This is a genomic window from Mycoplana sp. MJR14, from assembly GCF_029210525.1.
GTDB lineage: Bacteria > Pseudomonadota > Alphaproteobacteria > Rhizobiales > Rhizobiaceae > Mycoplana.
This window is the reverse complement of sequence record NZ_JARGEO010000008.1, coordinates 41,526-66,752: the sequence shown is the minus strand read 5'-3', so window position 1 is coordinate 66,752 and position 25,227 is coordinate 41,526. Positions and strand designations below refer to the sequence as shown.

General features: G+C 67.1%; 18 protein-coding genes. 10 read left to right on the top strand and 8 right to left on the bottom strand.

Features of this window, described 5'->3' with window-relative positions:
- Nucleotides 1-63 precede the first annotated feature (63 nt).
- The 3 genes from fhuF to P0086_RS18180 all read left to right on the top strand — a co-directional run bounded on the left by fhuF (nt 64) and on the right by P0086_RS18180 (nt 2,671).
- Entirely contained in the window at nt 64-765 is a 702-nt protein-coding gene (gene fhuF, locus P0086_RS18190) for a siderophore-iron reductase FhuF (protein WP_275788311.1), read from the top strand.
- A gap of 10 nt (nt 766-775) precedes the next feature.
- A complete protein-coding gene (locus P0086_RS18185; RefSeq protein ID WP_275788308.1) occupies nt 776-1,867 on the top strand; it encodes an ABC transporter substrate-binding protein in 1,092 nt (363 codons plus the stop codon).
- Nucleotides 1,868-2,149: 282 nt separating this feature from the next.
- Entirely contained in the window at nt 2,150-2,671 is a 522-nt protein-coding gene (locus P0086_RS18180; RefSeq protein WP_112599359.1) for a hypothetical protein, read from the top strand.
- Nucleotides 2,672-2,708: 37 nt separating this feature from the next.
- Here P0086_RS18180 and P0086_RS18175 read toward each other — a convergent pair whose 3' ends face one another.
- The 5 genes from P0086_RS18175 to P0086_RS18155 all read right to left on the bottom strand — a co-directional run bounded on the left by P0086_RS18175 (nt 2,709) and on the right by P0086_RS18155 (nt 11,321).
- Nucleotides 2,709-4,253 carry a trimethylamine methyltransferase family protein gene (locus P0086_RS18175; RefSeq protein WP_275788101.1) on the bottom strand — a complete coding sequence of 515 codons (1,545 nt, stop codon included), beginning with the start codon at nt 4,251-4,253 and terminating at the stop codon, nt 2,709-2,711.
- A gap of 329 nt (nt 4,254-4,582) precedes the next feature.
- On the bottom strand, nt 4,583-5,812 hold the full coding sequence (locus tag P0086_RS18170; RefSeq protein ID WP_275788303.1) for an aromatic ring-hydroxylating dioxygenase subunit alpha: 1,230 nt from the start codon (nt 5,810-5,812) through the stop codon (nt 4,583-4,585).
- 52 nt (nt 5,813-5,864) lie between these two features.
- Nucleotides 5,865-6,341, bottom strand: coding sequence for an HXXEE domain-containing protein (locus tag P0086_RS18165; protein ID WP_275788099.1), 477 nt, complete (start codon nt 6,339-6,341; stop codon nt 5,865-5,867).
- Between the two features lie 85 nt (nt 6,342-6,426).
- Nucleotides 6,427-8,874 (bottom strand): FAD-dependent oxidoreductase, encoded by a 2,448-nt coding sequence (locus tag P0086_RS18160; protein WP_275788096.1) that lies wholly within the window; start codon nt 8,872-8,874, stop codon nt 6,427-6,429.
- Nucleotides 8,871-11,321: an FAD-dependent oxidoreductase gene (locus tag P0086_RS18155; protein WP_275788093.1), complete on the bottom strand. Its 2,451-nt coding sequence runs from the start codon at nt 11,319-11,321 to the stop codon at nt 8,871-8,873. Before P0086_RS18155 ends, P0086_RS18160 begins: the two co-directional genes overlap by 4 nt.
- A gap of 309 nt (nt 11,322-11,630) precedes the next feature.
- Here P0086_RS18155 and P0086_RS18150 point away from each other — a divergent pair, with 309 nt between their 5' ends.
- The 3 genes from P0086_RS18150 (at nt 11,631) to P0086_RS18140 (ending at nt 16,573) form a co-directional block, all read left to right on the top strand.
- On the top strand, nt 11,631-12,479 hold the full coding sequence (locus tag P0086_RS18150) for a LysR family transcriptional regulator (protein WP_275788091.1): 849 nt from the start codon (nt 11,631-11,633) through the stop codon (nt 12,477-12,479).
- 124 nt (nt 12,480-12,603) lie between these two features.
- Entirely contained in the window at nt 12,604-15,876 is a 3,273-nt protein-coding gene (locus P0086_RS18145) for an adenylate/guanylate cyclase domain-containing protein (RefSeq protein WP_275788089.1), read from the top strand.
- Between the two features lie 16 nt (nt 15,877-15,892).
- Nucleotides 15,893-16,573, top strand: a complete 681-nt coding sequence (locus tag P0086_RS18140; RefSeq protein ID WP_112599352.1) for a redoxin family protein — start codon at nt 15,893-15,895, stop codon at nt 16,571-16,573.
- On the opposite strand, the gene P0086_RS18135 is transcribed toward P0086_RS18140, so the two are convergent.
- Nucleotides 16,542-17,603 carry a helix-turn-helix domain-containing protein gene (locus P0086_RS18135; RefSeq protein WP_345799317.1) on the bottom strand — a complete coding sequence of 354 codons (1,062 nt, stop codon included), beginning with the start codon at nt 17,601-17,603 and terminating at the stop codon, nt 16,542-16,544. The two genes, P0086_RS18140 and P0086_RS18135, sit on opposite strands and share 32 nt — an antisense overlap.
- Nucleotides 17,604-17,742: 139 nt before the next feature.
- Here P0086_RS18135 and P0086_RS18130 point away from each other — a divergent pair, with 139 nt between their 5' ends.
- A complete protein-coding gene (locus P0086_RS18130; RefSeq protein ID WP_148652207.1) occupies nt 17,743-18,744 on the top strand; it encodes an alpha/beta hydrolase in 1,002 nt (333 codons plus the stop codon).
- Nucleotides 18,745-18,901: 157 nt separating this feature from the next.
- On the top strand, nt 18,902-20,626 hold the full coding sequence (locus P0086_RS18125) for a glycoside hydrolase family 32 protein (protein WP_275788082.1): 1,725 nt from the start codon (nt 18,902-18,904) through the stop codon (nt 20,624-20,626).
- Between the two features lie 60 nt (nt 20,627-20,686).
- Here P0086_RS18125 and P0086_RS18120 read toward each other — a convergent pair whose 3' ends face one another.
- Nucleotides 20,687-21,175, bottom strand: coding sequence for an anthrone oxygenase family protein (locus P0086_RS18120; RefSeq protein WP_275788079.1), 489 nt, complete (start codon nt 21,173-21,175; stop codon nt 20,687-20,689).
- 224 nt (nt 21,176-21,399) lie between these two features.
- Here P0086_RS18120 and P0086_RS18115 point away from each other — a divergent pair, with 224 nt between their 5' ends.
- Both P0086_RS18115 and P0086_RS18110 read left to right on the top strand, forming a co-directional pair.
- Complete coding sequence (locus P0086_RS18115; RefSeq protein ID WP_112599367.1) at nt 21,400-22,194, top strand: DUF1194 domain-containing protein; 795 nt, start codon at nt 21,400-21,402, stop codon at nt 22,192-22,194.
- Nucleotides 22,195-22,381: 187 nt separating this feature from the next.
- Nucleotides 22,382-23,572 (top strand): aromatic ring-hydroxylating dioxygenase subunit alpha, encoded by a 1,191-nt coding sequence (locus tag P0086_RS18110; RefSeq protein ID WP_112599348.1) that lies wholly within the window; start codon nt 22,382-22,384, stop codon nt 23,570-23,572.
- Between the two features lie 106 nt (nt 23,573-23,678).
- Here P0086_RS18110 and P0086_RS18105 read toward each other — a convergent pair whose 3' ends face one another.
- Nucleotides 23,679-25,031, bottom strand: a complete 1,353-nt coding sequence (locus P0086_RS18105; protein WP_275788300.1) for an aminotransferase — start codon at nt 25,029-25,031, stop codon at nt 23,679-23,681.
- Nucleotides 25,032-25,227: the final 196 nt, after the last annotated feature.

Genomic DNA, 25,227 nt, shown 5'->3' with positions numbered 1-25,227 from the left:
GTCTTCGGGCCGCAAGGCCTGAGGGCGGTCTTTTCGGGCGAGCATGCCTGGTGCGGCGAGAAGATGATGCTCTCGTCGGACCTCGACAATGCCATGCCCATCCGCGACTTCTTCGAGAGCGGCACCTTTGCGACCGGCCTCGATACCTATGCCCAGACCCACGGCGTCGACCGCCGGGCGGTGGCGTCCTACTGGTCTCTCTACTATTTCTCCGCGCTTTCGATCCCCTACATCGTGGCGCGCCGGGCGGACCTCGCCCTTCCGATCGCCGTCGACGACATGACGATCGCGCTTGCCGACGACGGCCTGCCGCGGGCCTTCGGCCTGCCCCGCACCGGCGACTGGTGCGAGGACGATACGCCCCTCGAGCTGGTCAGGCCGCTGGTGTCGGCGCACCTCGGCGAGGTCGTCGCTCATCTGAAGCGGTTCGGCGGCATGGCCCCCAAGCTCGGCTGGAACAACGCTGCGGTCTACATCGACTATGCGATCAACGCGACGGAGCCTGTGTCACGCACCGCCTCGCCGGCGACCGGTGAAGCCGGAGGCGACGCGCAGCGCGCACCGGACGAGTGGACGGCGCGCGCGCTGTTCGAGGAAAAGACCTTCGCCGACGGTTCGCCCAATCCCTTCCACGGCTCGCTGCGCCATGAACTGGCGGAGGGGCAGGTCCAGTGCCGCCGGAAGGTCTGCTGCCTGCGCTACCTCCTGCCGGGCATTCCGAGCTGCGGCGAGCTGTGCGCCCTGCCCGACCAGAGGAAGCATTGACGTGTTGCGCATTCTCGTTTTTCTCACCGGCCTCCTGCTGTCGGCCGGCGCCGGCCTGGCCGACGGGCGTTTCCCCCTGACGGTCACCGACGCCCTCGGCCGCGAGGTCACGATCGAAAGAAAGCCGGAAGCGATCCTGCTCGGCAGCGGCTTCAATCTCGTGGCGCTGTCGCTCATCCATCCGGATCCCGTCAGCCTGCTGGCCGGCTGGGCCGGCGACATGAAGGGCGACAACCCGGCGATCTACGAGGCCTTCCGCGAAAAATTCCCGAAGATCGCCGACGTGCCGCTGATCGGCGACGGCACCGGCAACGGCTTTTCCTTCGAGACGATCCTGTCCCTGAGGGCCGATCTCGCCATCCTCGCCAACTGGCAGGCCGATACCGACCTCGGCAAGCAGGCGATCGCCTACCTCGAACAGATCGACGTGCCGGTCATCGTCGTCGATTTCAACAGCGATCCCCTGAAGAACACGCCGGACAACATGCGCCTGCTCGGCCGCGTGCTGGAGCGCGACGAGCAAGCGGAAGCCTTCGCGAGCTTCTACGAAGAGCACCTGAAGGTGATCCGCGAGCGCGTGGCGGCGACGCCGGAGCCCGGACCGACCGTGCTCATGGACGCCTTTCCGAACGACCAGGGCTGCTGCTACGCCTACGGGGTCGGTGGACTGGGCGAATTCATCGGGCTGACCGGCAGCCGCAACATCGCCTCCGACCTGCCCCGCCAGGGCGGCATCGTCAGCATCGAATACCTGATCGCCGCCAACCCGGAAGCCTATATCGCCACCGCCTCGCCGGGCGGCACCTACAGCGCCTTCTCCATCGGCCCCGGCGTTCCCGCCGAGGAGGCACGGCAGACGCTGCAGAAGGCGACCGAGCGGCCGATCCTGGCCGATCTCGCCGCCATCAGGAACGGCCGCGTCTACGGCCTGTGGAACTTCTTCAACGCCGTGCCGCTGAACATCCTTGCCGCCGAGGCCTTCGCCCACTGGCTGCGGCCGGACGTCTTTGCCGACGTCGACCCGGAAAAGACGCTGGACGAGATCAACACCCGCTTCGCCGCCGTCCCCTTCGAAGGCGCCTACTGGATCAGCCTGAAGTAACGGCGGTCCCCTCTTCTCCGCCCCTCGAGAAGAAAGTGGCGCGAAGGACCGGATGAGGGGGCGGCTGACACCGACCACAGACGCCCACTCGCCGGGGTCAGATCGGTGCGGACGGATCCTCGCCGCCGGTGCCGCAAGCCGATCACAGGTTTGCGGAAAGGCCGACGGCGGACCGGAACCCTCGGCAAGGCCCACCGCGCGCGCCCCATCCCCAAGTGAATGGTTGCGCAGGCCTTTTGGCTTCGCGCCCGCCACGCTATATGGATGGCGAGGAGGATCTTGATGGTCTGGGCATTCGCTGTCGTCGCAGTCGCCACGCTCTATCTCGCCTTGCGCTACAAGCGCTTCCAGAGCTGGGTCGAGCCGGTGCTGACGATCACCGTCGCGATCGGCCTCGCCGCAGCGGCCGTGATCTGGCTCGCCGACAGCCGCACCGTCGTGCCGGAGCCGGTCGCCCCGCGCAACGTCATCGCGCCGGAAGAGATCGTGCTCTCGCAGATGCAGTTCACCGTCGGCCAGCCGGTGACGAGCTACCGCGTCACCGGCACGATCACCAACAACAGCGCCGCCACGCTGCAGTCGATGCGCCTCAGCATCACGCTTGCCAACTGCCCGGCGGGCACCTGCACACCGGTCGGCACCGATACCGCCCTGATCGTCGCCCGCGTGCTTCCCGGCGAAAGCCAGCCCTTCACCACCTTCGTCGTCTTCACCGGCAGCGACCTGCTGCAGATCACCGAGCCGCAATGGACCTGGACGGTCAGCGACGTGCGCGCGCTCGCCCGATCGCTGCCGCCGCAATGAGATCGGCGCGAAGGCGCGATCGATCCCGGCGTCCCGCTCAGAAATAGATCCTGAACTTCTCCCGCACCACCCGGTCGATCTCGGGGTCGAACAACGGCCCGCCGGCTTCGGCGAGGATCCGGTTCTTCCGCTCGATCGCCTTGGCGACGAGGTCCGGCCTGCCGATCTCCGCCCATTCCTTCGGGCTCGTGCGGTCGGCCACGGCCGGATAGACGTATTCGGTCTGCATCAGCGACAGCGTCTGCGGATCACCGAGATAGTGCCCCGGCCCGTCGATGCACACCGATCGCATCGTCTCCAGCGAGACCGAATCCTCGGTGACGTCGATGCCGCGCACGCAGCGCTGCACCTGGCCGAGCAGGTCGTCGCCCAGCACCAGGCTCTCCAGGCAGAAGCCGAGCAGCGAGGCATGCATGCCGACCGCCTCGTAGACCATGTTGAGGCCGGACAGCCCCGCCATGACGTTGGAGATCGCCTGCTCCCAGCCGGCCTGCATGTCGGGCAGCTTGGAATCGGCGATCCCCGCCGCCGCCCCGCCCGGCAGGCGGTAGAACTGGTGCATCTGCGCGCAGCCGGCCGTCAGCAGCGCCTGCTCTCCCGAGCCACCGGACATCGCACCGGTGCGCAGGTCCGAGACGAACGGCCAGGTGCCGAAGATCGCCGGATGGCCGGGCGCCATGGCGTTGACGTAGACGACGCCCGCCAGGCACTCCGCCACGGCCTGCACGATCGCAGTCGCCAGCGGCGCCGGCGCTGTCGCACCGGCTTGACCGGCAGACAGAAGCAGGATCGGCATGCCGGCGCGGATGCAGGCCTCCATGGTGATGCAGCTCTCCTCGGCGAACTTCATCGGCGGCACGACGAAGCAGTTGGAGTTCGACACGAACGGCCGCGCCCGCCACCGGTCCTCCCCGCCCGCCAACATGTGGATCAGGTCGAAGCAGCCGGCGACATGGGAGGGATCGGAGAAACTCGTGCCGACATGCTTGGAGGTGCCGGCGCAGCAGCCGTAGAGCGTGTTGATGTCCATCAGGAAGTTGTCGGCCACGTCGCGGCAGACCATCGCCCGCTGGAAGAAGTGTACGTTGTCGAGATGATGGACGAGCTGCGCCGCGTTGAAGAGGTCCTTCGCCGTGGATTCGCGGTACTCCCGCTTCTCCACGTCGACGATGTGCACGGCAGCACCCGCGGTGCCGTAGTAGACCCGTGTGCCGGTCAGTTCGAGATCGTATTTCGGATCGCGGCCATAGAGCGTGATGTCGCGCGCGGCGACCGCCAGCATGTCCTCGACCAGCGCGCGGGGAAAGCGGATGCGCCCGTCCTCGCCCAGGATCGCGCCGGCCCCCGTCATGATCTCGATGCCGGACTTCGGCGCATTGGCAAGGCCGATGTTCTCCAGTGCATCGAGCGCCGCCTCGTGGATGCGGCGCACGCCGGCCTCCGTCAGCGGTTTGTACTGCCCGCCCGAAAGCCCCGGGCGAACCGGACGGACGTTCTCCGCCAGCGGTGCTGCCCGCATGGCGACGCGGGCCGCCCGCCCGCCGGCGCGCCTCGACGTCTGGGTTGCTTCGGCTATGCTCATTGCGCCCTCCACATGCTGCGGCTTTGCGCGACCGACCGGCGCGAAAGCGGATTCAGAAATTCAATCTCTCTGCGTAGTCCGTTGATTCGATTCCATTTCCTTGAACGCATGACGCACTGCTGCCGCACCATAGTCCGGCACCTGCCGTCCCCCTCCGTCACCCCGGACTTGATCCGGGGTCCAGCCACGCCGCGTCTGCGGCGTGAGGGAGTGCACTTCCAGCGCGCAACGACTTGCGCGCGCTGGATGCCGGATCAAGTCCGGCATGACGGTGGCTGAGGAGGCTGCCCGCGGTCAAATCCAGGAGTTCCTCATCACCCACCCCCCCCTCACGCCCGGCTGATCTCGTCCAGATACCAGTCGATGTAGCGCAGCTCGTTGTGCTCCATCGGCGCGATCGGGCCGGGCTCGAAATAGTGCGAGCGCACGCCGCGCGCGGTGTGTTCGATGATCGCCTTGTCCTCGTCGGTGGTGACCTTCCACAGCCAGGTCAGCCGGTCGAGATCGTAGTCGCGCCCCGCCTCGGCATTGCCGTCCACCAGCCAGATCAGCTCCATCTCGCAGGTCTCGGCTGTCTTCGGGATGAAGCGGTAGATCATGCCGTGGTCGGGATAGCAGACGAGGAAGGTCGTGCCGCCGAGGTGGATCGAGGTGACGCCGCCGTCAAAATCGGTGAAACGGCCCATCAGCGGCGCCACCGCCGCCCCGTCCTCGCTGCCGCTCTTGACCCCGTCGTAGAGCGCGTAGCGGAAGGCGTGGATCGCCTCCTTGCCGCCCTCGGAGGTCTGCCAGTGATTGCCGGAGCCAACCTCGATGCCGAGCGCGCAGGTGCGCTCTTCCATCGCCTCGTTCATCGCCTCGATCATGTGCAGCGGCTGCTCCAGCGCATGCGTCTGCGAATATTCCGGGTGCGCCGGGCCGCAGTGGTAGCACTCGACATAGTTCTCGACCGCGAGCTTCCAGTTGGCGCTGACCGCGTAGCTCTCCCGGTGCGCGACCTTCGCGTTTCCCCAGCCGTATTGGCCACAGGTCGCATGCAGCAGGTGCTCGACCTCGGCAAAGTCGAGCGGCACCTTCGCGAACGAGACGAACACCAGCCCCTCGACCACCCGCACGTGCAGCTTCTTCAGCCCGTGGTCCTCGCGCCTGAACTCCTTCGGCATCAGCCGGGCGGCGCGCAAGGCGCCGTCGTTGGAATAGGTCCAGGCATGGTAGGGGCAGACGAAGACCCGCGCATTGCCCTTGTCCTTCGTGCACACCTCCGCCCCGCGATGGCGGCAGACGTTGAGCAGCGCATGGATCGAGCCGTCGGCATGGCGCGTCAGGATCACCTGCTCGTCGGCCATGCGGAACACCTCGAAATCGTTGGCGTTCGGAATGACGCTCTCATGGGCGATGCAGTGCCAGTGCCGGCGGAAGACCCGCTCCAGGTCGCGCTCGTAGATATCCTGGTCGTGGTAGAACGGACGCGCCAGCCCATGACCCGGCCGGTGCGCCGCCACGAGGCGATCGATCCGGTCGCCGGAGGGCGTATTGAGGTCCTTGAGATCGGAAACGATCACCTGAAAGCTCCATGGAACAAGAGATAAGACGAGAGGGAGGAAGTCACAGTCATTTTTCGGCCTGCCGGAAATAGGGTCTCGCCTTCAGGTGCAGCATCACCACCGGATAGGCCATCAGCAGCGCCCCGCCGAGGAAGGCCGAGAGACCGGTCGCGACGTCGAGGTGCCCCTCCTCCGCCGCCCTCAGGAAGATCGCCGCCCCGAGCGGCAGGAACAGCACCACCGCGGTCGCGAGCCCGGGCGAAAAGCGCCCCTTCGTCCGGATCACCGGCAGGATGTGGAAGAACACCGCGTTGATCAGCATCAGTGCCGCGAAGATCAGCGCGATCAGCGGCACGGTCGGCGCCAGTTGCGCCTGGGCGATGCCGACCGCGATGACCACCGCGTTGGTGACGTAGAAATCCGTCCATTCGACCGGCAGCCCGATGACGCCCCGCGCCCAGTTGCGCCAGTCGAACGTATGCTCCTCCAGGATATGGACGGCATAGGCCGCCATCGCCAGCCATGCGAGATCCTGCAAGCTCATCGAAACCTCCAGCCAGGCCGCGTGCGGGCGGCAACCATCCTCGGGGAATGTCTGTTCGCTGCTTTCGCCTTCCGTCCTGTCCTGCCTACATGCGCACCCGCGTCGCCTTCGGGTCGTACATCGGCACGAGCGAGGCTTCCGCCTTCACCCGCACGCCGGCGATCTCGATCTCGTAGCCGGACGCCAGCACCTGCTCCTCGCTCTCGCCCTCGCAGGGCACGTAGCCCATGCCGATCGCGCCGCCGAGGAAGTGGCCGTAATTGCCGGACGTGATCGTCGAGACGATCCTGCCGTCGCGCACCAGCGCCTCGTTGTGGAACAGCAGCGGCTCCGGATCGGTGAGCCTGAACTGCACCATCCGCCGCGTCAGCCCCTTGTCCTGCCGGCGCAGCACCGCCTCGCGGCCGATGAACTCGCCCTTGCCCGTGCGCACCGCAAAGCCGAGGCCGGCCTCCAGCACGTGGTCCTCGTCGGTGATGTCGTGGCCGAAGTGACGGAAGGCCTTCTCGATCCGGCAGCTGTCCAGCGTATGCAGGCCGCAGAGCTTCAGCCCGACATCGGCGCCGGCCGCCTCCAGCGCCTCGAACACATGCGCCGTCTGGTCGGTCGAGACGTAGAGCTCCCAGCCGAGCTCGCCGACATAGGTCACGCGGTGGGCGCGGGCGAGCCCCATGCCGATCTCGATCTCGCGCGCGGTGGCGAAGGGATGCGCTTCGTTGGAAAAATCGTTCGGACTGACCTTCTGCATCAGCGCGCGCGCCTTCGGGCCCATCACGCAGAGCACGCTCTCGGAAGCCGTCACATCGGTGATGACGACGAACTCGTCCTTGAGATGCTTGCGCAGCCAGGCGAGGTCGCGCTGCAGCGTCGCGCCGGGCACGACCAGCAGGAACGCGGTCTCCGACAGCCGCGTCACCGTCAGGTCGCTCTCGATGCCGCCGCGGGCGTTCAGCATCTGGGTGTAGACGATCTTTCCGGAGGCGACATCCATCTGGTTGGCGCAGAGCCTCTGCAGGAAGGCGAGCGCGTCGCGCCCCTCCACCCGGATCTTGCCGAAGGAGGTCATGTCGAACAGGCCGACGCCTTCGCGCACGGCCATGTGTTCCTCGCGCTGGTTTTCGAACCAGTTCTGCCGCTTCCAGCTGTACTTATATTCCCGCTCCTGGCCTTTTCTCGCAAACCAGTTGGCGCGCTCCCAGCCGGCGACCTCGCCGAACACCGCACCCCGGGCCTTGAGGTGCTCGTGGATCGGCGAGCGGCGCACGCCACGCGCGGTCGCCATCTGGCGATAGGGGAAGTGGTCGGCATAGAGCAGGCCGAGCGTCTCCGACACCCGGTCCTTCAGATAGGCGCGGTTCCTCTGGAACGGCTGCGCCCGGCGGATGTCGACCTCCCAGAGATCGAACGGCGGCTCGCCGTCGTTCATCCACTGCGCCAGCGCCATGCCGGCGCCGCCGGAAGAGACGATGCCGATCGAATTGTAGCCGGCGGCGACCCAGTAGCCCTTCAGCTGCGGCGCCTCGCCGAGGTAGTAGCGGTCGTCGGGCGTGAAGCTCTCCGGCCCGTTGAAGAAAGTGTGGATGCCGGCCGTCTGCAGCATCGGCATGCGGTTCACCGCCATCTCCAGGATCGGCTGGAAATGGTCGAAATCCTCCGGCAACTGGTCGAAGCAGAAATCCTCGCGGATGCCGTCCATGCCCCAGGGCTTGGCCTTCAGCTCGAAGGCGCCGATCAGCATCTTGCCGGCATCCTCCTTGTAGTAGGTGCATTCGTCAGGCACGCGCAGGACGGGAAGCTGCTTCAGCCCCTCGATCGGCTCGGTGACGATGTAGAAGTGCTCGCAGGCATGCAGCGGCAGCGACACGCCCGACATGTCGGCGAGCGTCCGCCCCCACATCCCCGCCGCATTGACGACGTTCTCCGTCTCGATCGTGAAACTCTCGCCGTCGCGCTCGCAGGTGACGCCCGTCACCCGGCCGTCCTTCGTTACCACCGAGGTAACCTTCACGCCCTCGATCACGGTGGCCCCGTTCTGGCGTGCGCCCTTGGCCAGCGCCATGGCGATGTTGGCCGGGTCGCACTGGCCGTCCAAGGGAAGGTGCACCGCGGCCTTGATGTCGGCGGTGTTGAGGTGCGGATACATCGCCTTGACCTCGTCGACCGAGATCTCGCGCACGTCGACGTCGAAGGCCCGCGCCAGCGAGGCCTGGCGATAGATTTCCTCCTTGCGCTCGTCGGTCAGCGCCACCGTCATCGAGCCGTTCTGGCGCATGCCGGTGCCGATGCCGGTCTCGGCCTCCAGCTTGACATAGAGGTCGGCGGAATATTTCGCGAGCCGCGTCATGTTCTGCGAGGCGCGCAGCTGGCCGATCAGCCCCGCCGCATGCCAGGTGGTGCCGCAGGTCAGCTGCTTGCGCTCCAATAGCACGACGTCGGTCCAGCCGAGCTTGGCGAGATGATAGGCGACCGAGCAGCCGGAGACGCCGCCGCCGATGATGACCGCGCGGGCCATGGAAGGAATGGGCTTCGTCATGCGCGCAGTCTTTCGTTGTTGGGATCGAAGAGCGGCCCGTCCGGTTGGACGGTGGCCTTGAAGCGGTCGCCGTAAATCTCGACCTCGACCTCGGTGCCGGGTTCAGCGAGATCGGCGCGCAGCATGCCGAGCGCAATCGACCGGCCGGTGCGGTAGCCCCAGTTGCCCGACGTCGTCTCGCCGACCACCTGGCCGCCGTGCCAGAGCGTCGACATGTAGGGCGCGTCGCAGTCACCGGCCTCGACGGTCAAAAGCACGAAGCGCTTGGAAACACCCTGCTGCTTCTCCCGCTCCAGCGCCGCCTTGCCCTTGAAGTCCGGCTTGGACCAGTCGACGAAGCGTTCCAGCCCGCCTTGCAAGATGGTGTAGTCGGTCGAAAGGTCGCCCTTCCAGGCGCGGTAGCCCTTCTCGATGCGCAGGCTGTCAAGCGCCTCCATGCCGAACGGCTTCAGCCCGTGGCCCTGCCCCGCCGCCCAGACGGCGTCGAAGATCGCGGCCGTGTCCTCGACCTTGGTGTGGATCTCCCAGCCGAGCTCGCCGGCGAAGGACACGCGCACCAGCTGGCACCAGCGGCCGGCGATCTGGCAGCTCTGGTGCGTCAGCCAGCCCCTGGAAAGGTCGGCGTCCGTCACCGCCGCGAGGATCGCCCGCGAATTCGGGCCGGACAGGATCTGGCAGGTGAATTTCTCCGTCACGTCGTCGAGCGTGAACGCCGCATCCTTCGGCAGGTGCTTCTTCAGCCATTCGAGGTCGTGCCACTGGGCGGTGGCCGCCGTGATCAGGAAGAAGAAGTCCTCGTCCAGCATCATCACCGACATCTCGGTGACGATCCGCCCCTTGTCGTCGGCGAAATAGGCAAGGCCGATGCGGCCGGGTTTCGGCACACGACCGGTGATGAGGGACGAAAGCCATGCCGTTGCCCCCGCGCCCTTCACCCGGTAGCGCGAGAAGCCGGGCAGGTCGAGGATGCCGGCGGCCTCGGCAACGGCGCGGCATTCCGCCTCGATCCGCGGCCGCCACGGGCCTTCGCGGTTCCAGGTCTGCGTCGCTTCTTCCGAGGTGTCGTCGCCGGGCGCGGCATACCAGTTGGCCCGCTCCCAGCCGTTATAGGGCTTGAACTGGGCGCCGAGGGCGGCGATCCGGTCGTGGATCGGCGAGAGCTTGCGGTTGCGGCCGGCCGGCCAGGCGTGCTTCGGAAAATGCATCGCATATTCGTGGCCGTAGACCTCCATGCCTTTCGCGATGCAGTAGTCCTTGTCGGACGCAAAGCTCGTGTAGCGGCGCGGGTCGCAGGACCACATGTCCCATTCCGTCTCGCCCTCGGTGATCCATTCGGCGAGCACCTTGCCCGCCCCGCCCGCCTGGCAGATGCCGAAGGTGAAGACGCAGGCTTCGAACGCGTTCGGCACGCCCGGCATCGGCCCGATCAGCGGGTTGCCGTCCGGCGCATAGGGGATCGGCCCGTTGATCATACGCGACAGCCCGGCGGTGCCGAGGATCGGCACGCGCTCGCAGGCATCGTTCAGGTACCATTCCAGCCGGTCGAGATCGTCCGGGAACAGCTGGAACGAGAAGTCGTCCGGCATCGGATCGTCGGGCGTCGTCCAGTGCGCCTTGCAGTTCTTCTCGTACGGCCCGAGGTTCATGCCGTTCTTTTCCTGGCGCAGGTAGTAGGAGCTGTCGACGTCGCGCAGCAGCGGCAGCTTGTGCCCGACCTCCTTCGACCAGGCGGCGAGCTCCGGGATCTCCTCGAACAGGATGTACTGGTGGCTCATCACCATCATCGGCACGTCGCGGCCGAACCACTTGCCGACCTCGCGGGCATAGTAGCCGGCGGCGTTGACGACGTATTCGCAGCGGATCTCGCCCTGCGCCGTCGAGATCACCCATTCGTCGTTCTCGCGCCGCGCGCCGGTCGCCGGACAGAAGCGGAAGATCTTCGCCCCCATGTCGCGCGCGCCCTTCGCGAGCGCCTGCGTCAGCTGCGCCGGGTCGATGTCGCCGTCATAGGGATCGTAGAGCGCGCCGGTCAGCTCGTGCGTCTCGAGGAAAGGATATTGGCCGCGCATCTCGTCGGGCGAGAGGATGTCGAGGTCCATGCCCTGATAGCGCCCCATGCCGACGACGCGCTTGAACTCCTGCAGCCGCTCCTTGGAATGGCCGAGGCGGATCGAGCCGGTGACGTGGTAGTTCATCGGATAGTCCACGAGCGCGCCGAGCTCGCGGTAGAGCGAGGCGGAATAGCGCTGCATGTTCATGATCGACCAGGAGGACGAGAACGTCGGCACGTTGCCGGCCGCATGCCAGGTCGAGCCGGCGGTCAGCTCGTTCTTTTCCAGAAGCACGCAGTCGGTCCACCCGGCCTTCGCCAGATGATAGAGCGCGGACGCGCCGACCGCCCCTCCCCCGATGATGACGACGCGTGCATGTGACGGCAGGTTCGACATTCTCTTCCCCTTGATTGCCCGGAATTTGTGGCAACCAAATTGACGGCCGACAAGCGGCCAGATTCCGCTTTATTGATCGAAGATTTCGATTAGTTTCGCGGTGTCGGAATTCATTCGTATCTGAGGTGGCTGCCCCTCATCCCGCTGCCGCGACCTTCTCCCCGCAAGCGGGGAGAAGGGACATGCCGCACCGCCCAGCCCATCCGGCAGATTGGGCAAGGCGTGGCAGCGCGTGTCCTTCTCCCCGCCTGCGGGGAGAAGGTGCCGGCAGGTGGATGAGGGGCAATTTGGGGATCAGGACGTAACCACATGCAGATCGAACTCATCGAGACCTATCTCGACCTGATGGAGACCCGCAGCTTCAACCGCACCGCCGAGCGGCTGAACCTGACGCAGTCGACCGTCTCGCACCGGATGAAGGCGCTGGAGGCGGTGCTGGGGCGGCCGCTGTTTTCCCGCAACAAGGGCGGCACCCAGCCGACGGCGGCGGGCCTGCGCTTCCACGACCACGCCAAGGCGATCCAGCACCAGTGGCACGAGGCGGCGCGTGCGGTCGAGACGGCCGGCGCCTACGAGCGCTCGATGCGCATCGGCCTGCAGCACGACCTCGCCGCCCACTATGCCGGCGACTGGCTGGCGGCGGTGCGCAAGGAGCTGCCCGGCACCTCGATCTATGTCGAGATCGACTATTCCAAGCAGATGAACGGCGACCTCGCCGCCGGCGACCTCGACCTCGCGATCCTCTATACCCCGCACCACCTGCCGGACCTGCACTACGAGCGCATCGGCGAGGTGACGTACGAGCTCGTCTCCAACAAGGTGACGACGCTCGCAGACGTCCGCCCGGAAGACTATATCCAGGCGGTCTATTCGCCGGCCTTCGACCGCCTGCACCGCGAGGCGCTGCCGCATCTCTCGACCGCCCCGATCGCCAGCGGCGAGACGACGGCGATCATCGCGCTCCTGACCAAGCTCGGCGGCTCGGCCTTCGTCATGGCGCCGGACGCCCGCCGGCTGACGCGCACCGGCGCCGTCAGCCGCGTCCAGGGTGCCGAGCCGATCCCGCAGACCGTCTATGCCGCCGTCAACGTCCGCACCCGCCACGCCCACCAGCATCGCCGCATCATCGCCCTGCTGCAGGCGCTGCTTGACGGTTGAGGCCGGCAGCCGGCAAGAGCGGCGAACCCGGCCACGGGCCACGGGCAATTGCAACGCCGCGCCCGCAGGCGCATGATCCCGGCGACCGGGCTCGTTGATCCCGGGGTTCGACGGGGCGCGTGCGATGAAATGCGCGGCTTGCGGTTTCACGGTCGAGGACGGCTTTGCCTTCTGCCCGAAATGCGGAGCGCCGCAGCAGAAGCAATGCCCTTCCTGCGGCCAGGTCTCCCCGCCCGACTACGCCTTCTGCCCGAAGTGCGGAACGAGCCTCGCTCCGGCGGCGAGGCAGGCAGGCCGCTCCGCCGTCCGCCGATCGGGCGGCAAGCCGTCCCGCCGCCAGGCCGTGCCGGAACGGCCGCCGCCCCGGGCCGAGGAGGCGGAGGCCGACCGGCGCATCGTCACCGCCCTCTTCGCCGATCTCTGCGGCTATACGACACTGAGCGAGAAGATCGACCCGGAGGTGCTGCAGGCTCTCCAGAACGAGATCTTCGAGGAACTGAGCGCCGCCGTGACGGCCGAAGGCGGCTATGTCGACAAGTTCGTCGGCGACGCGTTGCTGGCCCTGTTCGGCGCGCCGGTCGCCCATGAGCGCGACCCGGAACGGGCGCTCCGCGCCGCACTCGACATGCGCACGCGGATGGCGCGGATCGAGGATCGCTGGCGGGCGCGCCTCGGCGAACCGCTCGCCCTGCACATCGGCGTCAACACCGGCCCGGTCGTCGCCGGCGCCGTGGGTGCGGGCGGCAGCAAGTCCTACTCCGTCACCGGCGACACGGTGAACACGGCCCAGCGCCTGCAGGCCATGGCGGGATTCGGCGAAATCCTCGTCGGCGCCGTCACCCGCCGGCTGACGGAGCACGCCTTCGCCTTTGCCACGCTCGGCACCACCACCCTGCGGGGCAAGGCCGGCGAGACGCCGGTGTTCCGGCTGGAGGCCGTGCTGGACGCGCCCCCGACGGCGCGCGGGCTTGCCAGTTTCGGCATCGACACCGCCATGATCGGCCGCGATCCCGAACTCGCAGCGCTGCTTCGCTGCCTCGAATTCGTCCGGGCCGGCGCGACCCAGCTCGTCCGCATCGTCGGCGACGCCGGCGTCGGCAAGACCCGCCTCGTCGAGACCTTCCTCGACCGCGTCCGCGCCGAACAGCCCGACATCACCATCCGCCAGACCGCCTGCTCCTCGCTGGGCGAGGCGTCCTACGGCACGCTGGCGGCAGCGCTGCGCCGCGCCTACCAGATCGACCCGGCCGCCAGCCTCGATCATACCCGCCCGCTGCTCGTCGCCGGACTGAAGGACCTCGGCCTGCCGGCCGACGAGATCCGGAGGCTGGAACCGCTGTTCCTGTTCGTCCTCGGCTTCGGCGATCCCGACGACACGCTGAGGCACCTGGAGCCGGATCAGCTGCGCCGGCAGATCTTCCATGCCATGCGCATCCTCTTCGAGCGGCGCATGGAGCAGGCGCCGATGCTGGTGGTGATCGAGGATCTTCATTGGGCCGACAGTGTGTCGATCGACGCGCTGCGTTTCATCATGGACCGCATGGTCGGCCGGCGGCTGATGCTGCTCGTCACCCACCGCCCCGGCTTCGAGACGGAAATGCTGAATTCCGCCCGCGCCAGCCAGACGACGCTCCGCCTCAGCCCGCTGGCGATCCCCGAGGCCGAGGCCCTGCTCGAGCAGGCGCTGGGCGGCGACGTCCTGCCGCATGCCCTGCGCGACCGCATCGTCGAGCGCGCCGAAGGCAATCCCTTCTTCATCGAGGAGATCCTGCGCACGCTGATCGAGACCGGCGTGCTCCACCGCGAGGCGGCGGGCTGGGAGGTGGAGGCCACCGCCGCCGAGACCGGGACGCCGCTCGGCATCCAGGCGATGATGCTGGCCCGCATCGACCGCCTTCCCGGCGATGCGCGGCGCCTCGCCCAGGTCGCCGCCGTCATCGGCCACAGCTTCGACGTCGAGCTCCTGAAGGCGCTGCCCTGCGGCGTCGGCGACATCGCAGCCAGCCTGCAGCAGCTCGGCGAGGCGGATATCGTCGAGGAGCTGGTCGACATCCCCTCCCACGCGGCCCCGCGCTACGCCTTCCGCCAGAAGCTGTTGCAGGAGGTCTTCTACGACAACCTCCTCCTGCGACGCCGCACCGAGCTGCACGGGGCGATCGGCACCCTGCTCGAACGCCGCTTCGGCACGGCCCCGCAGCACATGAACCAGCTGATCGAGCTCGGCTACCACTTCGCCGCCTCCTCCGAGAAGGAAAAGGGCGTGCGCTACCTGACGGCCGCCGGCGACCTCGCCCGCATGGCCAACGCCAATGCCGATGCCCTGCGCCTCTATGCCCGGGCGCTTTCGGCCGCCGAGGCGGCCGGCGGCGACGCATGGCGGGAGCCGGGCGAGCGCTATGCCGACCTGTGCCACCCGACCGGGCGCAGCGAGGAGGCCCGGCACCTCTATGACGACCTGCTGGCCGAGGCCAAGGCCAAGGCCGACGTGGCGGCGGAAGCGCGCATCCTGCGCAAGCTCGGCCAGCTCGCCTTCGACACCGGCGACCGCGAGCGCGCCACCGCCTGCTTCGCCGAGGCGGCGCACCTTCTCGAAGGCGTTGACGCGCCGATCGAGCTCGCCCACCTGATGCAGCGCCAGGGCCATCTCGCCTTTCGCGCCGGCGACTACAGGCGGGCCATGCTGTTCGCCGACCGGGCGCTGGAATGCGCCAATCACCTCACCTCGCACCCGGGCGCCGCGGAGAAGGCGGAGATCGCGCTCGCCATCGCCCGCGCCTTCAACACCAAGGGCGTGGCGCTCGCCCGCCTCGGCAAGACCCGCGATGCCGTGGAGATGGTGGAGCGCAGCGTCAAGATCGCGCTCGACGCGAACCACCTCAACACCGCCTGCCGCGGCTACACGAACCTCGGATCGCTCTACACGACGATCGATCCGGCGCGGGCGATCGACGTCTGCCAGCGCGGCTACGAGATGGCCCGGCAGATCGGCGACCTCGGCCATCAGGCCCGGCTGCTCACCAACCTCGCCGCCGCCTACTGCACGTTCACCGACCGCTGCCTGAGCGAGGGGCTGCCTGCCGTCGAGGAGGCACTGTCGATCGACCGCGCGCTCGGCCTGCGCGACCACCTGCCGGTACCGCTTCTGGTGCTCGGCCAGATCCGCCAGTGCCATGGGGCGATCGCCGCCGCCCGCGAACATTACCTCGAAGCGCTCGCGCTCGTGCGCGACAGCGCTGAGGCGCAGCTTCTGTTTCCATGCTATGATGGGCTTGCGACGCTTTGCCTCGAAACGAACGAACTGAGCGAGGCCGAGCGGTATTTCGAGTTGGCGCAGCAGGTCTGCGCCCAGCACGGTCTCGACCCTGACGCGCTCATGGTCCTGCCGTTCCTCGACTAGCCGGAGGAGCATACCAATGGCAGAGCATGCAAACGAACGCCCCCTTCGCCCGGGCGACCGCGCCCCCAACATCGTCCTCGATGCGATCAACCACGGCGGCAAGGTGTCGCTCGAGGATTTCCGCGGCCATTCGGCGGTGCTGGTGGGCCTGTTTCGCGGCCTTCAGTGCCCCTTCTGTCGGCGCCACATCGCCGCCACTGCGGAGCTCGCCTCCTCATTGCACGAAAAGGGCATCGACAGCCTGACGGTCGTCAACACGCCGATCGACCGTGCGCGGCTCTATTTCCGCTACCATCCCCTGCCCGGCGTGATCGCCGCCTCCGACCCCGACAGCATTGCCCATCGCGCCTTCGGCCTGCCGAACATGCAGTTCACCCAGAACGAGGACGAATGGCCCTACCGGATCTCGATCCCGACAGTGCTGTCGATGCGGACGGAGATGCCCGGCGAATTGCCCGAACCGATGAACCCGTTCGATGCCGCCGCCTTCCTCAACCGCAAGGACGGTTACGAGATGACGCCGGAGGACGAGCGGACCGACGAGCGGTCGGGCGGCCAGCTGGTCGGTGAATTCCTGCTGGACCGCGACGGCATCGTCCGCTGGTCGTTCACCGAAGTCGAAGGCGATGGGGCCAACATGTTCGCAATCCCGCCGGCCGAGGACCTCATGTCGGCCGCGTCGCGGCTGCCCCACTGATCTCACCGTCTTCCGGCAGGAACGCATCGGCAAGGCCCGGCGGACGCTGTCCGCCGGCGATCGAGAACCGCGTTCGATATTCGCTCGGCGAGATCCCGAGGATCTTGCGGAAGATCTTGCGGTAGGCGTTGCTGTCGTCGTAGCCGCTCTGCCAGGCCACCTGCTCGATCGAGAGGTACGAGCGCTCCAGGAGCTCGCGCGATTTCGCGATCCGCAGCCGCTGCGAATATTCGGTCGGGTTGATCCCGGTCGCCTTGTGGAAGCGCCGCAGGAAGGTGCGCTCGCCGAGCCCGGCACGATCGGCCATCATCTGCAGCGTCACGCCCTTGGTATTCGTGCCGTGCAGCCAGTGCTGGATCTTCAGGATCACTGCGTCGCCATGGTCCATGCGCGGGGCGAAGACGCTGTAGTAGCTCTGCTCGCGCGCACCCGGATCGACCACCATGAAGCGCGCCGTCTCCAGCATCACCGTCGAGCCCATGAAACGGTCCACCAGCTTCAGCCCGAGATTGATCCAGGCCATCATGCCGCCGGTGGTGATGATGTCGCCCTCGTCGATCATCAGCTTGTCGGTATCGACGTTGACGTGCGGGAACTTGCGGGCGATCTGCTCGGCATGCGACCAGTGGGTGGTCAGCGCCCGTCCCTCGACGAGGCCCGATTCGGCGAGCAGGTAGGCCCCGCCGCAGACCGAGCTGACGACCGTGCCCTCGGCATGCCGCTGCCGCAGCCACTGCGACAGGTCCGAGAGGTCGCGCTTCATCTTCAGTTCGACATGCAGCGTCGGCGGCAGGATCAGCGCTGAAAGCGGGCCCGCCGGCAGTTCCGGGTGGCTGTCGAAGCCCCGCGTCACCGAGCCGTCCAGGCCGAATTTCCAATGGCTGGCGCGGATCTGCGGTGCATTCGTCTCGTGCTGCTCCCGGCTCTTCAGGTTGGCGACGTTGAACATGTCGGTCAGGCCGTAGACGGCCGACATCAGCGCCTCCTCGTGCACGACGATGCCGATCTCGGCCGGCTCCATGGCCGTCACCTTTGTCAATTCTGCCTCCATCGTTGTCAGCTTTGCCGGTCGAGAGGTCCGGCAGGGGGGTGTATCTATTCAATCACAGCTTCGGAACGGAAGCCAAGAATTGAAGCAAAACAACGACCTGCACGAAAGGAAAGCAGTCATGTCAAAGGCAACCGAAACCACTGCAGCCGCCACGGTCTCCCGCCGCAACATTCTTGCCGGCGCTTTCGGGGCAGCCGCGACCGCCGCCGCCGTCAGCGCAGTCCAGTCCCCCGCCAGGGCGGCCGACGTTGCCGCGACCGGAACCGGGCCGGAGGGAGCACGGACCACGGGCAGCCGGATCACCACCCGCGACGGCGTCGAGATCTACTACAAGGACTGGGGTCCGAAGGACGGCCCCGTCGTCGTCCTCGCCCATGGCTGGCCGCTGTCGTCCGACAGCTGGGAGGCCCAGGCCTTCCATCTCGCCAGCAACGGCTTTCGCGTCATCACCCATGACCGTCGCGGCCATGGCCGCTCCAGCCAGCCCTGGGACGGCAACGACATGGACCACTATGCCGACGACCTCGCCGAGGTGATCGAACAGCTCGACCTGAACGACATCTTCCTGGCCGGCTTCTCCACCGGCGGCGGCGAGATCACCCGCTACATCGGCCGCCATGGTACCGGCCGGGTCAAGAAGGCCGGCCTGATCTCCGCGGTGCCGCCGCTGATGGTCAAGACCGACAAGAATCCCGGCGGCCTGCCGAAGGAGGTGTTCGACGGCCTGCAGGCGGCCAGCCTCAAGGACCGCTCGCAGCTCTACAAGGACATCGCCTCCGGCCCCTTCTTCGGCTTCAACCGGCCGGGCGCCGTGCCCTCGCAGGGCATGATCGACAGCTTCTGGCTGCAGGGCATGACCGCCGGCCACAAGAACACCTATGACAGCATCGTCGCCTTCTCGCAGACCGACTTCACCGAGGACCTGAAGAAGTTCGACGTGCCGACCATCATCATCCACGGCGAGGACGACCAGATCGTGCCGATCGACGCCGCCGGCCGCGCCTCGAAGAAGCTGGTGCCGAATGCGATCCTGAAGGTCTATCCCGGTGCCCCGCACGGCATCACCGATACCCACAAGGACCAGCTGAACGCCGACCTGCTGGAATTCGCAAGATCCTGACGGAGCGTCCCGACGGACATCGACCTCCAGAACCGACGCCGCCCCTCACCGGGCGGCGTCTCCATGTGGGCTGCACCGAGCCCGATCGCTTTTCGGGGTTTCCGTTTCGCCTTGCGCTTCTATGTCATGTCCGATGGACGAGACGAAAGAGAATGCCATGAGCGACCAGGCCCCCGCCGAAGCCGACACCATCCCCGCCGACACCATCCGCACCCTTGCGGTCGACCTGCCGGTCAATACCACCTTCCACATCTGGCTCAAGGCGGCCGGGCACGCCGGCATGGGCTCGGTCTCTTTCTCCAATGCGCGCGGCAAATTCGGCGAGGTCTCCAGCGCCAATGCCGAGGAGTACGGCCTCAGGCTGTACCAGGTCTTCGGCGGCGGCCCGGTCGAACTGAGCTACGACACGGCGACCACGGCCGTCTCCGTGATCTACTGGTTCACCGCCGCCGACGTGCTGGATACCGGCATCACCGTCGTCCACACCAGCAAGGCCAATGCGCCGCCGGACCTGCCGGGCAGCTACCATTTCCGCCCCCCCTTCGGCTGGATGAACGATCCGAACGGCTTCGGCCGTTTCGACGGCCGGCCGCACCTGTTCTACCAGCACTATTCGCACGGGCTGCGGTGGAACACGATGCACTGGGGCCATGCCGTCTCCTCCGACTACCTGCGCTGGCGCCACCTGCCGATCTTCCTCTTTCCCTCCGAGGACCTGACGGCCCGGCCCGACAAGCGCGGCGGCGCCTATTCGGGAACCACCATCCCGCTCGTCGACGGCCACGGCATCCGCGTCTTCTTCACCGAGCAGGTCGCCGACCGCAAGCCCGAGCAGCAGATCCAGCTGACCGCCACCTCCTCCGACCTGATCACCGCCGGACAGGCCGAGGTGATCCTGGCGAGCCGGCCGACCGGCGAGGGCCTGACGCTCGATTTCCGCGATCCCTACGTTTTCCGCGGCCCGGACGGGCTCTGGAAGATGCTGCTCGGCAGCCAGAGCGACGACGGCGGCGTGATCCTGCTCTACGAGACCCAGGACCATACGGCGGCCACCGGCTGGACCTATGTCGGCAAGCTCCTCGTGGAGACACGCTACCGCACGACCGCGATCGAGTGCCCCTGCCTGCTGCCGCTGGATGGACCGGCGGCCAGTCCTTCCACGCACTGGGTGCTGATCTACGGGCTGATGAACAGCAAGGACGAGGCGACCGGCCGGCAGAACCTGACGATGGCCGACATCGGCTGGTTCGACGGCCGCAGCTTCGCCAAGGAATTCGGCCAGGTGCTCGACTTCGGCACCGACAACTACGCCTTCCAGGCCTTCCTCGACGGCGACCGCGTGGTGGGCATCGGCTGGCTCGCCAACTGGGCCGACGCCCATCCGGAGATCGATTTTCCGACCGCCATGACCCTGCCGCGGGCCCTGCAGCTGTCCGACGGCATGCTGCTGACGCCGCCGATCGGGGCGGCCGAAAGCCTGCGCGCCCGCATCCTCGACCGGACGCGGCTGTCGGCCGGGGAAACGGTGGCCTTCGACGGCGGCGCCGTCGAGATCGTGTTCGACCTCGCCGAGCCGGGAACGGCCTTCGATCTGGAACTCGATCACCCGGAGGCCGCCATCGCCGTCTTCCGCGACCAGCACGGCCTCGGCATCCGCTACGAGCGGCCGGGGCAGACCGAGCAGCCGCACTACGTCGCCCCCGGCGCCAATCCGCGCCGCGTGCGCATCTTCCTGGACTACGGCTCGATCGAGGTTTTCGCCGACCGCGGCCGCTGGACCGGCACCAAGCGCATCGACGGCTTCGAGCCGGTCCGCTCGGCGCGGATGAAGGCGGCAGCCGGCGCTGTCACGCAGGCGACGGTCTGGGCGCTCAAGCTCTGATCGACGCCCGAGGGCTTTCGGCGAGCAGGGGCCTGTCCCTGCCGGCGTCAGCTGCCAGCCTCAGGCGCCGGCCATCCGTCCGTAGGCGAGCACGAACAGAACAAGGCTCGCAAAGGAAGCGACCGAGCGGACGTGGTTCCAAGTCGTCCAGTTTGAAAGGTAGTCGCTCCAGAGCGTCGCGGCCTGCGGGTCGGTCGGGGCCACGGCCGCCAGCGCATTGTTCATCGGCACGTTGACGACGATCGTGACCCCGATCGTGCCGACGAGAAAGACGAGCGAAGCCGCAATGGCAAGGGCGCTGCCCGGCAGGGCATGCATGAAGGCGACCACGAGGACGGCTGCCGCAACGACCGCGGTGCCGAGAAAGACGAGGAAGAACAGCGGGTTCTGGATCACGTCGTTGATCGCGTTCATCGCCGCGATCCCGCCCTGCGAAGGCAGGCGGCCGAGCGCGGCCATGATGCAGGCGGAGAAGATGAAGAAGAGGCCGGCATTCAGCCCGGTGCCGACTGCGGCGATGAGGACGAGATAGACCTGTGTGGGCGCCATGCGCATCTCCTCGTTTCGGGCCAAAGGCTCCTTGAAGCGAACCGTCGGCGGCGGCGAACAGAGATCGCATCACCGAGAGTTGAACGCAATTGCGTTTCTGCCGGAACGACGGGCTGTGCTAGAGTCTGGGGATATATGGCTGGCACGGAGCGCATCGTTCCGTGTGTTTCGCTTTCGCCCCGCCGGGCGTCTGCGAACCCGTCAGAAGGAGGGAATGCTGCATGCTGGTTGCCGCACTCGCCACGCTCCTGAGCCTCTCAGCCTATGGCGGCCCGACCAGCGCCGCTGCCGAGGCCGGTACCGACGTCGACCTCGAACTGGTGCTTGCCGTCGACATCTCCGGCTCGATGGACCTGGAGGAGGCGCAGGTCCAGCGCGCCGGCTACGTCGCTGCCCTCACCCATCCCGACTTTCTGTCCGCCATCCGCGAGGGCTTCCAGGGCCGCATCGCCATCAGCTATTTCGAATGGGGCGGGACGATCGGCAAGAACTCCCAGATGCCGTGGGCGCTGATCGAGACCTCGGACGACGCCGCGCGCTTTGCCAAGCTGATCAAGGAACGCCCCTTCGCCTCGCTGCGCGGCACCTCGCTCTCGGCGGCGATCGCCTATGGTTCGAAACTCTTCGACGGCAACGGCTATGCCGGCGTGCGCCGGGTGATCGACATCTCCGGCGACGGCCCCAACAACTACGGCGCCCCCGTGACGCCGGCCCGCGATGCGGCAACCTCGCTCGGCATCGTCGTCAACGGGCTTGCGATCATGATCCGCCCGTCGGCGGCCTACGGCCCGCTCGACCGCTACTATGCCGACTGCGTCATCGGCGGGCCCGGCGCCTTCGTCGTCTCGGTCCAGGAGCCGGAGGACTTCGCCATCGCGATCCGCCGCAAGCTGATCCTCGAGGTCAGCGGCACCCAGCCCCCCGCCACCATCATCCCGGTGGCCGGCGATTCCGATTGCATGATCGGCGAGAAGCTCCGGCCCGGTCTCGACCGCTACTATCCCGAGCTCGACCGCTAGCGCCCCTCCTCCGCTTCGGCCAGCGTCCGAGGCGACGAGCGACATCGTGCACGCCGGGCCGCCGCTGCGGATTGGCGGCAAACGATTGTGCGTCTTGAAAAATCCGCCCGATTGCTCCCAACCTATTCCTCTGTTTATGGAAATGTGCTTTAATTGAATGAACGTTCAGCAAAATAGAGGAACGAAAATGAACGAGATGATCCGTGACATCTCCATTCCGAACGACTGGGACCGCAGCGGATTGCCCGGATGGTGCTATCACAGCCCCGCCCTGCTGGAGCTCGAAAAGCAGCACGTCTTCCGGGAGCACTGGCAGATCGCCTGCCACGTCTCCGACATTCCCGAGGCGGGCAACTACATCACCCTCGACATCGTCGGCGAGCGGGCGCTGATCCTGCGCGACCAGGGCGGGACGGTGAAGGCGTTCCACAATATCTGCCGCCACCGCGGCTCACGGCTGGTCGCCGACGAGAGCGGCACCTGCCGCAACGCGCTCGTCTGTCCCTTCCACGGCTGGGTCTACAATCTCGACGGAACGCTCAGGGGCGCCGCCCGCCCCCGCTCCTTCCCGCCGATGGACAAGAACGAGTTCGCGCTGAGGACGATCGAGTGCGAAGTCTGGATGGGCTTCGTCTTCATCCGCTTCGCGCCGGGGCCGCAACCCTCCGTCGCCGAGATGATGCGCCCGTTCGAGGCCGAGCTGTCCCATTACCGCCCGGCGGAAATGGTGCCGGTCGGGGAAATCCATACGCAGGAGACGCCGGTCAACTGGAAGTCGGTGCGCGACGTCGACAACGAAGGCTACCACGTGGCGATGGCCCATCCGGCGCTGCAGGATCTCTACGGCTCGACCTACTACGACGAGCCCTTCGTCGATGGACTGTGCCGCTCCTTTGCGACCTTCAACCCGCATGCCGGCCGCCGCTGGAGCGTCGGCCGCTACGTCAAGATCGCCCCCGAGAACACCGCCCTGCCCGAATATCTGCGCAAGGCGTGGATCTACTTCGGCATCTTCCCGAATGCGGTGATCGCGGTGACGCCGGAAAGCCTCCAGTTCTACCAGGAGTTCCCGATCACCGTCGGCCGGACGATGCTGCGCAGTGCCGTCTACCGCTACCGCGACGAGACGCGCGAACAGGCCGCCGCCCGCTACCTCGCCGCCCGCATCGACCGCGACACCCAGTCCGAGGACGTGCAACTGACGATCTGGTCGAACGAGGCGATGACGTCCGCCGCCTTCCCCGGCTTCTATCTCTCCGACCTCGAATACGGCGTGCGCACCCACCACGACCACCTGCGCAAGGTGCTGCCGGTGATGACGCTTGCGGCAGCGCCTGAGGAGCGCGACATGGCAGCGCTCAATGCGGGTATGCGCTGACCGCTTCGCCGCCGATCCACTACCGATCCGCGCCGAAACAGGAACGGGGCCCGCTTTCGCGGGCCCCGTCGCGTCAGAGCCGGGAACGGTCGCCTCCCCCTCGGCCTCACCCGTGCCACAGCCCTTCCCGCACCAGGTCGTCCATCGTCAGCTCGATGCCGCGGCGCAGGATGTCGGCCATCTCGTCGATCTGGGCGGTGGTGATCGTGAGCGGCGGCGACATCACGCACATGTTGATCAGCGGCCGCACCAGCAGCCCTAGTTCCTGGCAATGGCCGTCGATCCGCTTGCCCACCTCCAGGTCCAGCGTCAGCGGGTTGTTGCTCGTCCGGTCGGCCACGCATTCGATGCAGGCCATCAGCCCCATGCCGCGCACCTCGCCGACCAGCGGAAGCGCTTCCAGCGCTTTCAGGCGCGACTGGAAGTGCGAGGAGACGGCGCGGGCATGCTCCAGCAGGCCGTCCTCGAGAATGTCGAGGTTCTTCAGCGCCACCGCGCAGCCGACCGGGTGGCTCGAATAGGTCAGCCCGTGCGCGAACATCGCCTCGGAATGGTTGGAACGGCGCAGGTCCTCGAGCAGCCGGCCTGCGATCATCACGCCGCCGAGCGGGAAGTAGCCGGACGTCACCCCCTTGGCAAAGGTGATCATGTCCGGGTCGAGCCCGAACACGTCCTGCGAGGCGAACACCTGCCCGAGCCGTCCGAAGGCGGTCACCACCTCGTCGGCGATGAACAGGATGTCGTTGTCCCGGCAGAGCGCGCGCATCCGGGACAGATAGCCGTCCGGCGGCACGATGACGCCGCCCGAGGCCATGATCGGCTCGGCAACGAAGGCGCCGATGCGCTCGGCGCCGACCGTCTCGATCACGTCGCGGAATTCAGATACGAGATAGTCGCAGAATTCGGCAGCACCGACGCCATCCGGCCGGCGGAACGGGTTCGGGCAGGTGAGCTTGATCACCAGTTCGCTCGCGCTGTCCATCCAGTCCTGGTCGCGCGGCCGCCCGTTCAGCGAGGCCGACAGGTAGGTCGAGCCGTGATAGCCGCCCTGGCGGGAGACGATCAGCTTCTTCTCGCCCCGCCCCTTCACATTGTTGGCAAACTGCATGAAGCGCAGCGCCGTCTCCACCGCCGAGGAGCCGCCGGTCGTGTAGAACACGTGGTCGAGCCCCTCCGGCGCATGGCCGGCGAGCCGCTTGGACAGGATCGCCGACGGCGCGTTCGTCGTGTACCACGGCGAATTGTAGGAGAGTTCCATCGCCTGCGCCGCCATCACCTCGGCAAGCTCCCGGCGGCGGTGACCGGCATTGACGCACCACATTCCGGCGGGCCCGTCGATCAGCCGGCGGCCGGCGGCGTCGGTGACATAGATGCCCTCGCCCGCCGTCAGCCGCCCGCGCGCCTCCGCCCCGATCGATCCCGACACCGGCCACGGCTGCACCAGGTGATCCTCGGCCATCAGGCTCAGTTCGTCCTTGACGCCATCGTCCGCGGATCCGGCCTCACGGGTCGTCTTCGGTATCGCAGCCATTCCCCACTCCCGATCATTTGAAAATAGTCAATTCGCGATCCAACATGCTGAAAATACGGATATTCTCATTTCATATTGAATGGGCGTTCAATCAATATCTCAGAAATACCGCTTGATTTCAATG

Excerpts from the sequence above, each read along its gene's own strand:
- fhuF (WP_275788311.1), top strand. The coding sequence starts at position 64 with ATGATGCTCTCGTCGGACCTCGACAATGCCATGCCCATCCGCGACTTC.
- P0086_RS18180 (WP_112599359.1), top strand. The coding sequence starts at position 2,150 with ATGGTCTGGGCATTCGCTGTCGTCGCAGTCGCCACGCTCTATCTCGCC.
- P0086_RS18175 (WP_275788101.1), bottom strand. The coding sequence starts at position 4,253 with ATGAGCATAGCCGAAGCAACCCAGACGTCGAGGCGCGCCGGCGGGCGG.
- P0086_RS18165 (WP_275788099.1), bottom strand. The coding sequence starts at position 6,341 with ATGAGCTTGCAGGATCTCGCATGGCTGGCGATGGCGGCCTATGCCGTC.
- P0086_RS18160 (WP_275788096.1), bottom strand. The coding sequence starts at position 8,874 with ATGACGAAGCCCATTCCTTCCATGGCCCGCGCGGTCATCATCGGCGGC.
- P0086_RS18155 (WP_275788093.1), bottom strand. The coding sequence starts at position 11,321 with ATGTCGAACCTGCCGTCACATGCACGCGTCGTCATCATCGGGGGAGGG.
- P0086_RS18150 (WP_275788091.1), top strand. The coding sequence starts at position 11,631 with ATGCAGATCGAACTCATCGAGACCTATCTCGACCTGATGGAGACCCGC.
- P0086_RS18145 (WP_275788089.1), top strand. The coding sequence starts at position 12,604 with ATGAAATGCGCGGCTTGCGGTTTCACGGTCGAGGACGGCTTTGCCTTC.
- P0086_RS18140 (WP_112599352.1), top strand. The coding sequence starts at position 15,893 with ATGGCAGAGCATGCAAACGAACGCCCCCTTCGCCCGGGCGACCGCGCC.
- P0086_RS18130 (WP_148652207.1), top strand. The coding sequence starts at position 17,743 with ATGTCAAAGGCAACCGAAACCACTGCAGCCGCCACGGTCTCCCGCCGC.
- P0086_RS18125 (WP_275788082.1), top strand. The coding sequence starts at position 18,902 with ATGAGCGACCAGGCCCCCGCCGAAGCCGACACCATCCCCGCCGACACC.
- P0086_RS18120 (WP_275788079.1), bottom strand. The coding sequence starts at position 21,175 with ATGGCGCCCACACAGGTCTATCTCGTCCTCATCGCCGCAGTCGGCACC.
- P0086_RS18110 (WP_112599348.1), top strand. The coding sequence starts at position 22,382 with ATGAACGAGATGATCCGTGACATCTCCATTCCGAACGACTGGGACCGC.
- P0086_RS18105 (WP_275788300.1), bottom strand. The coding sequence starts at position 25,031 with ATGGCCGAGGATCACCTGGTGCAGCCGTGGCCGGTGTCGGGATCGATC.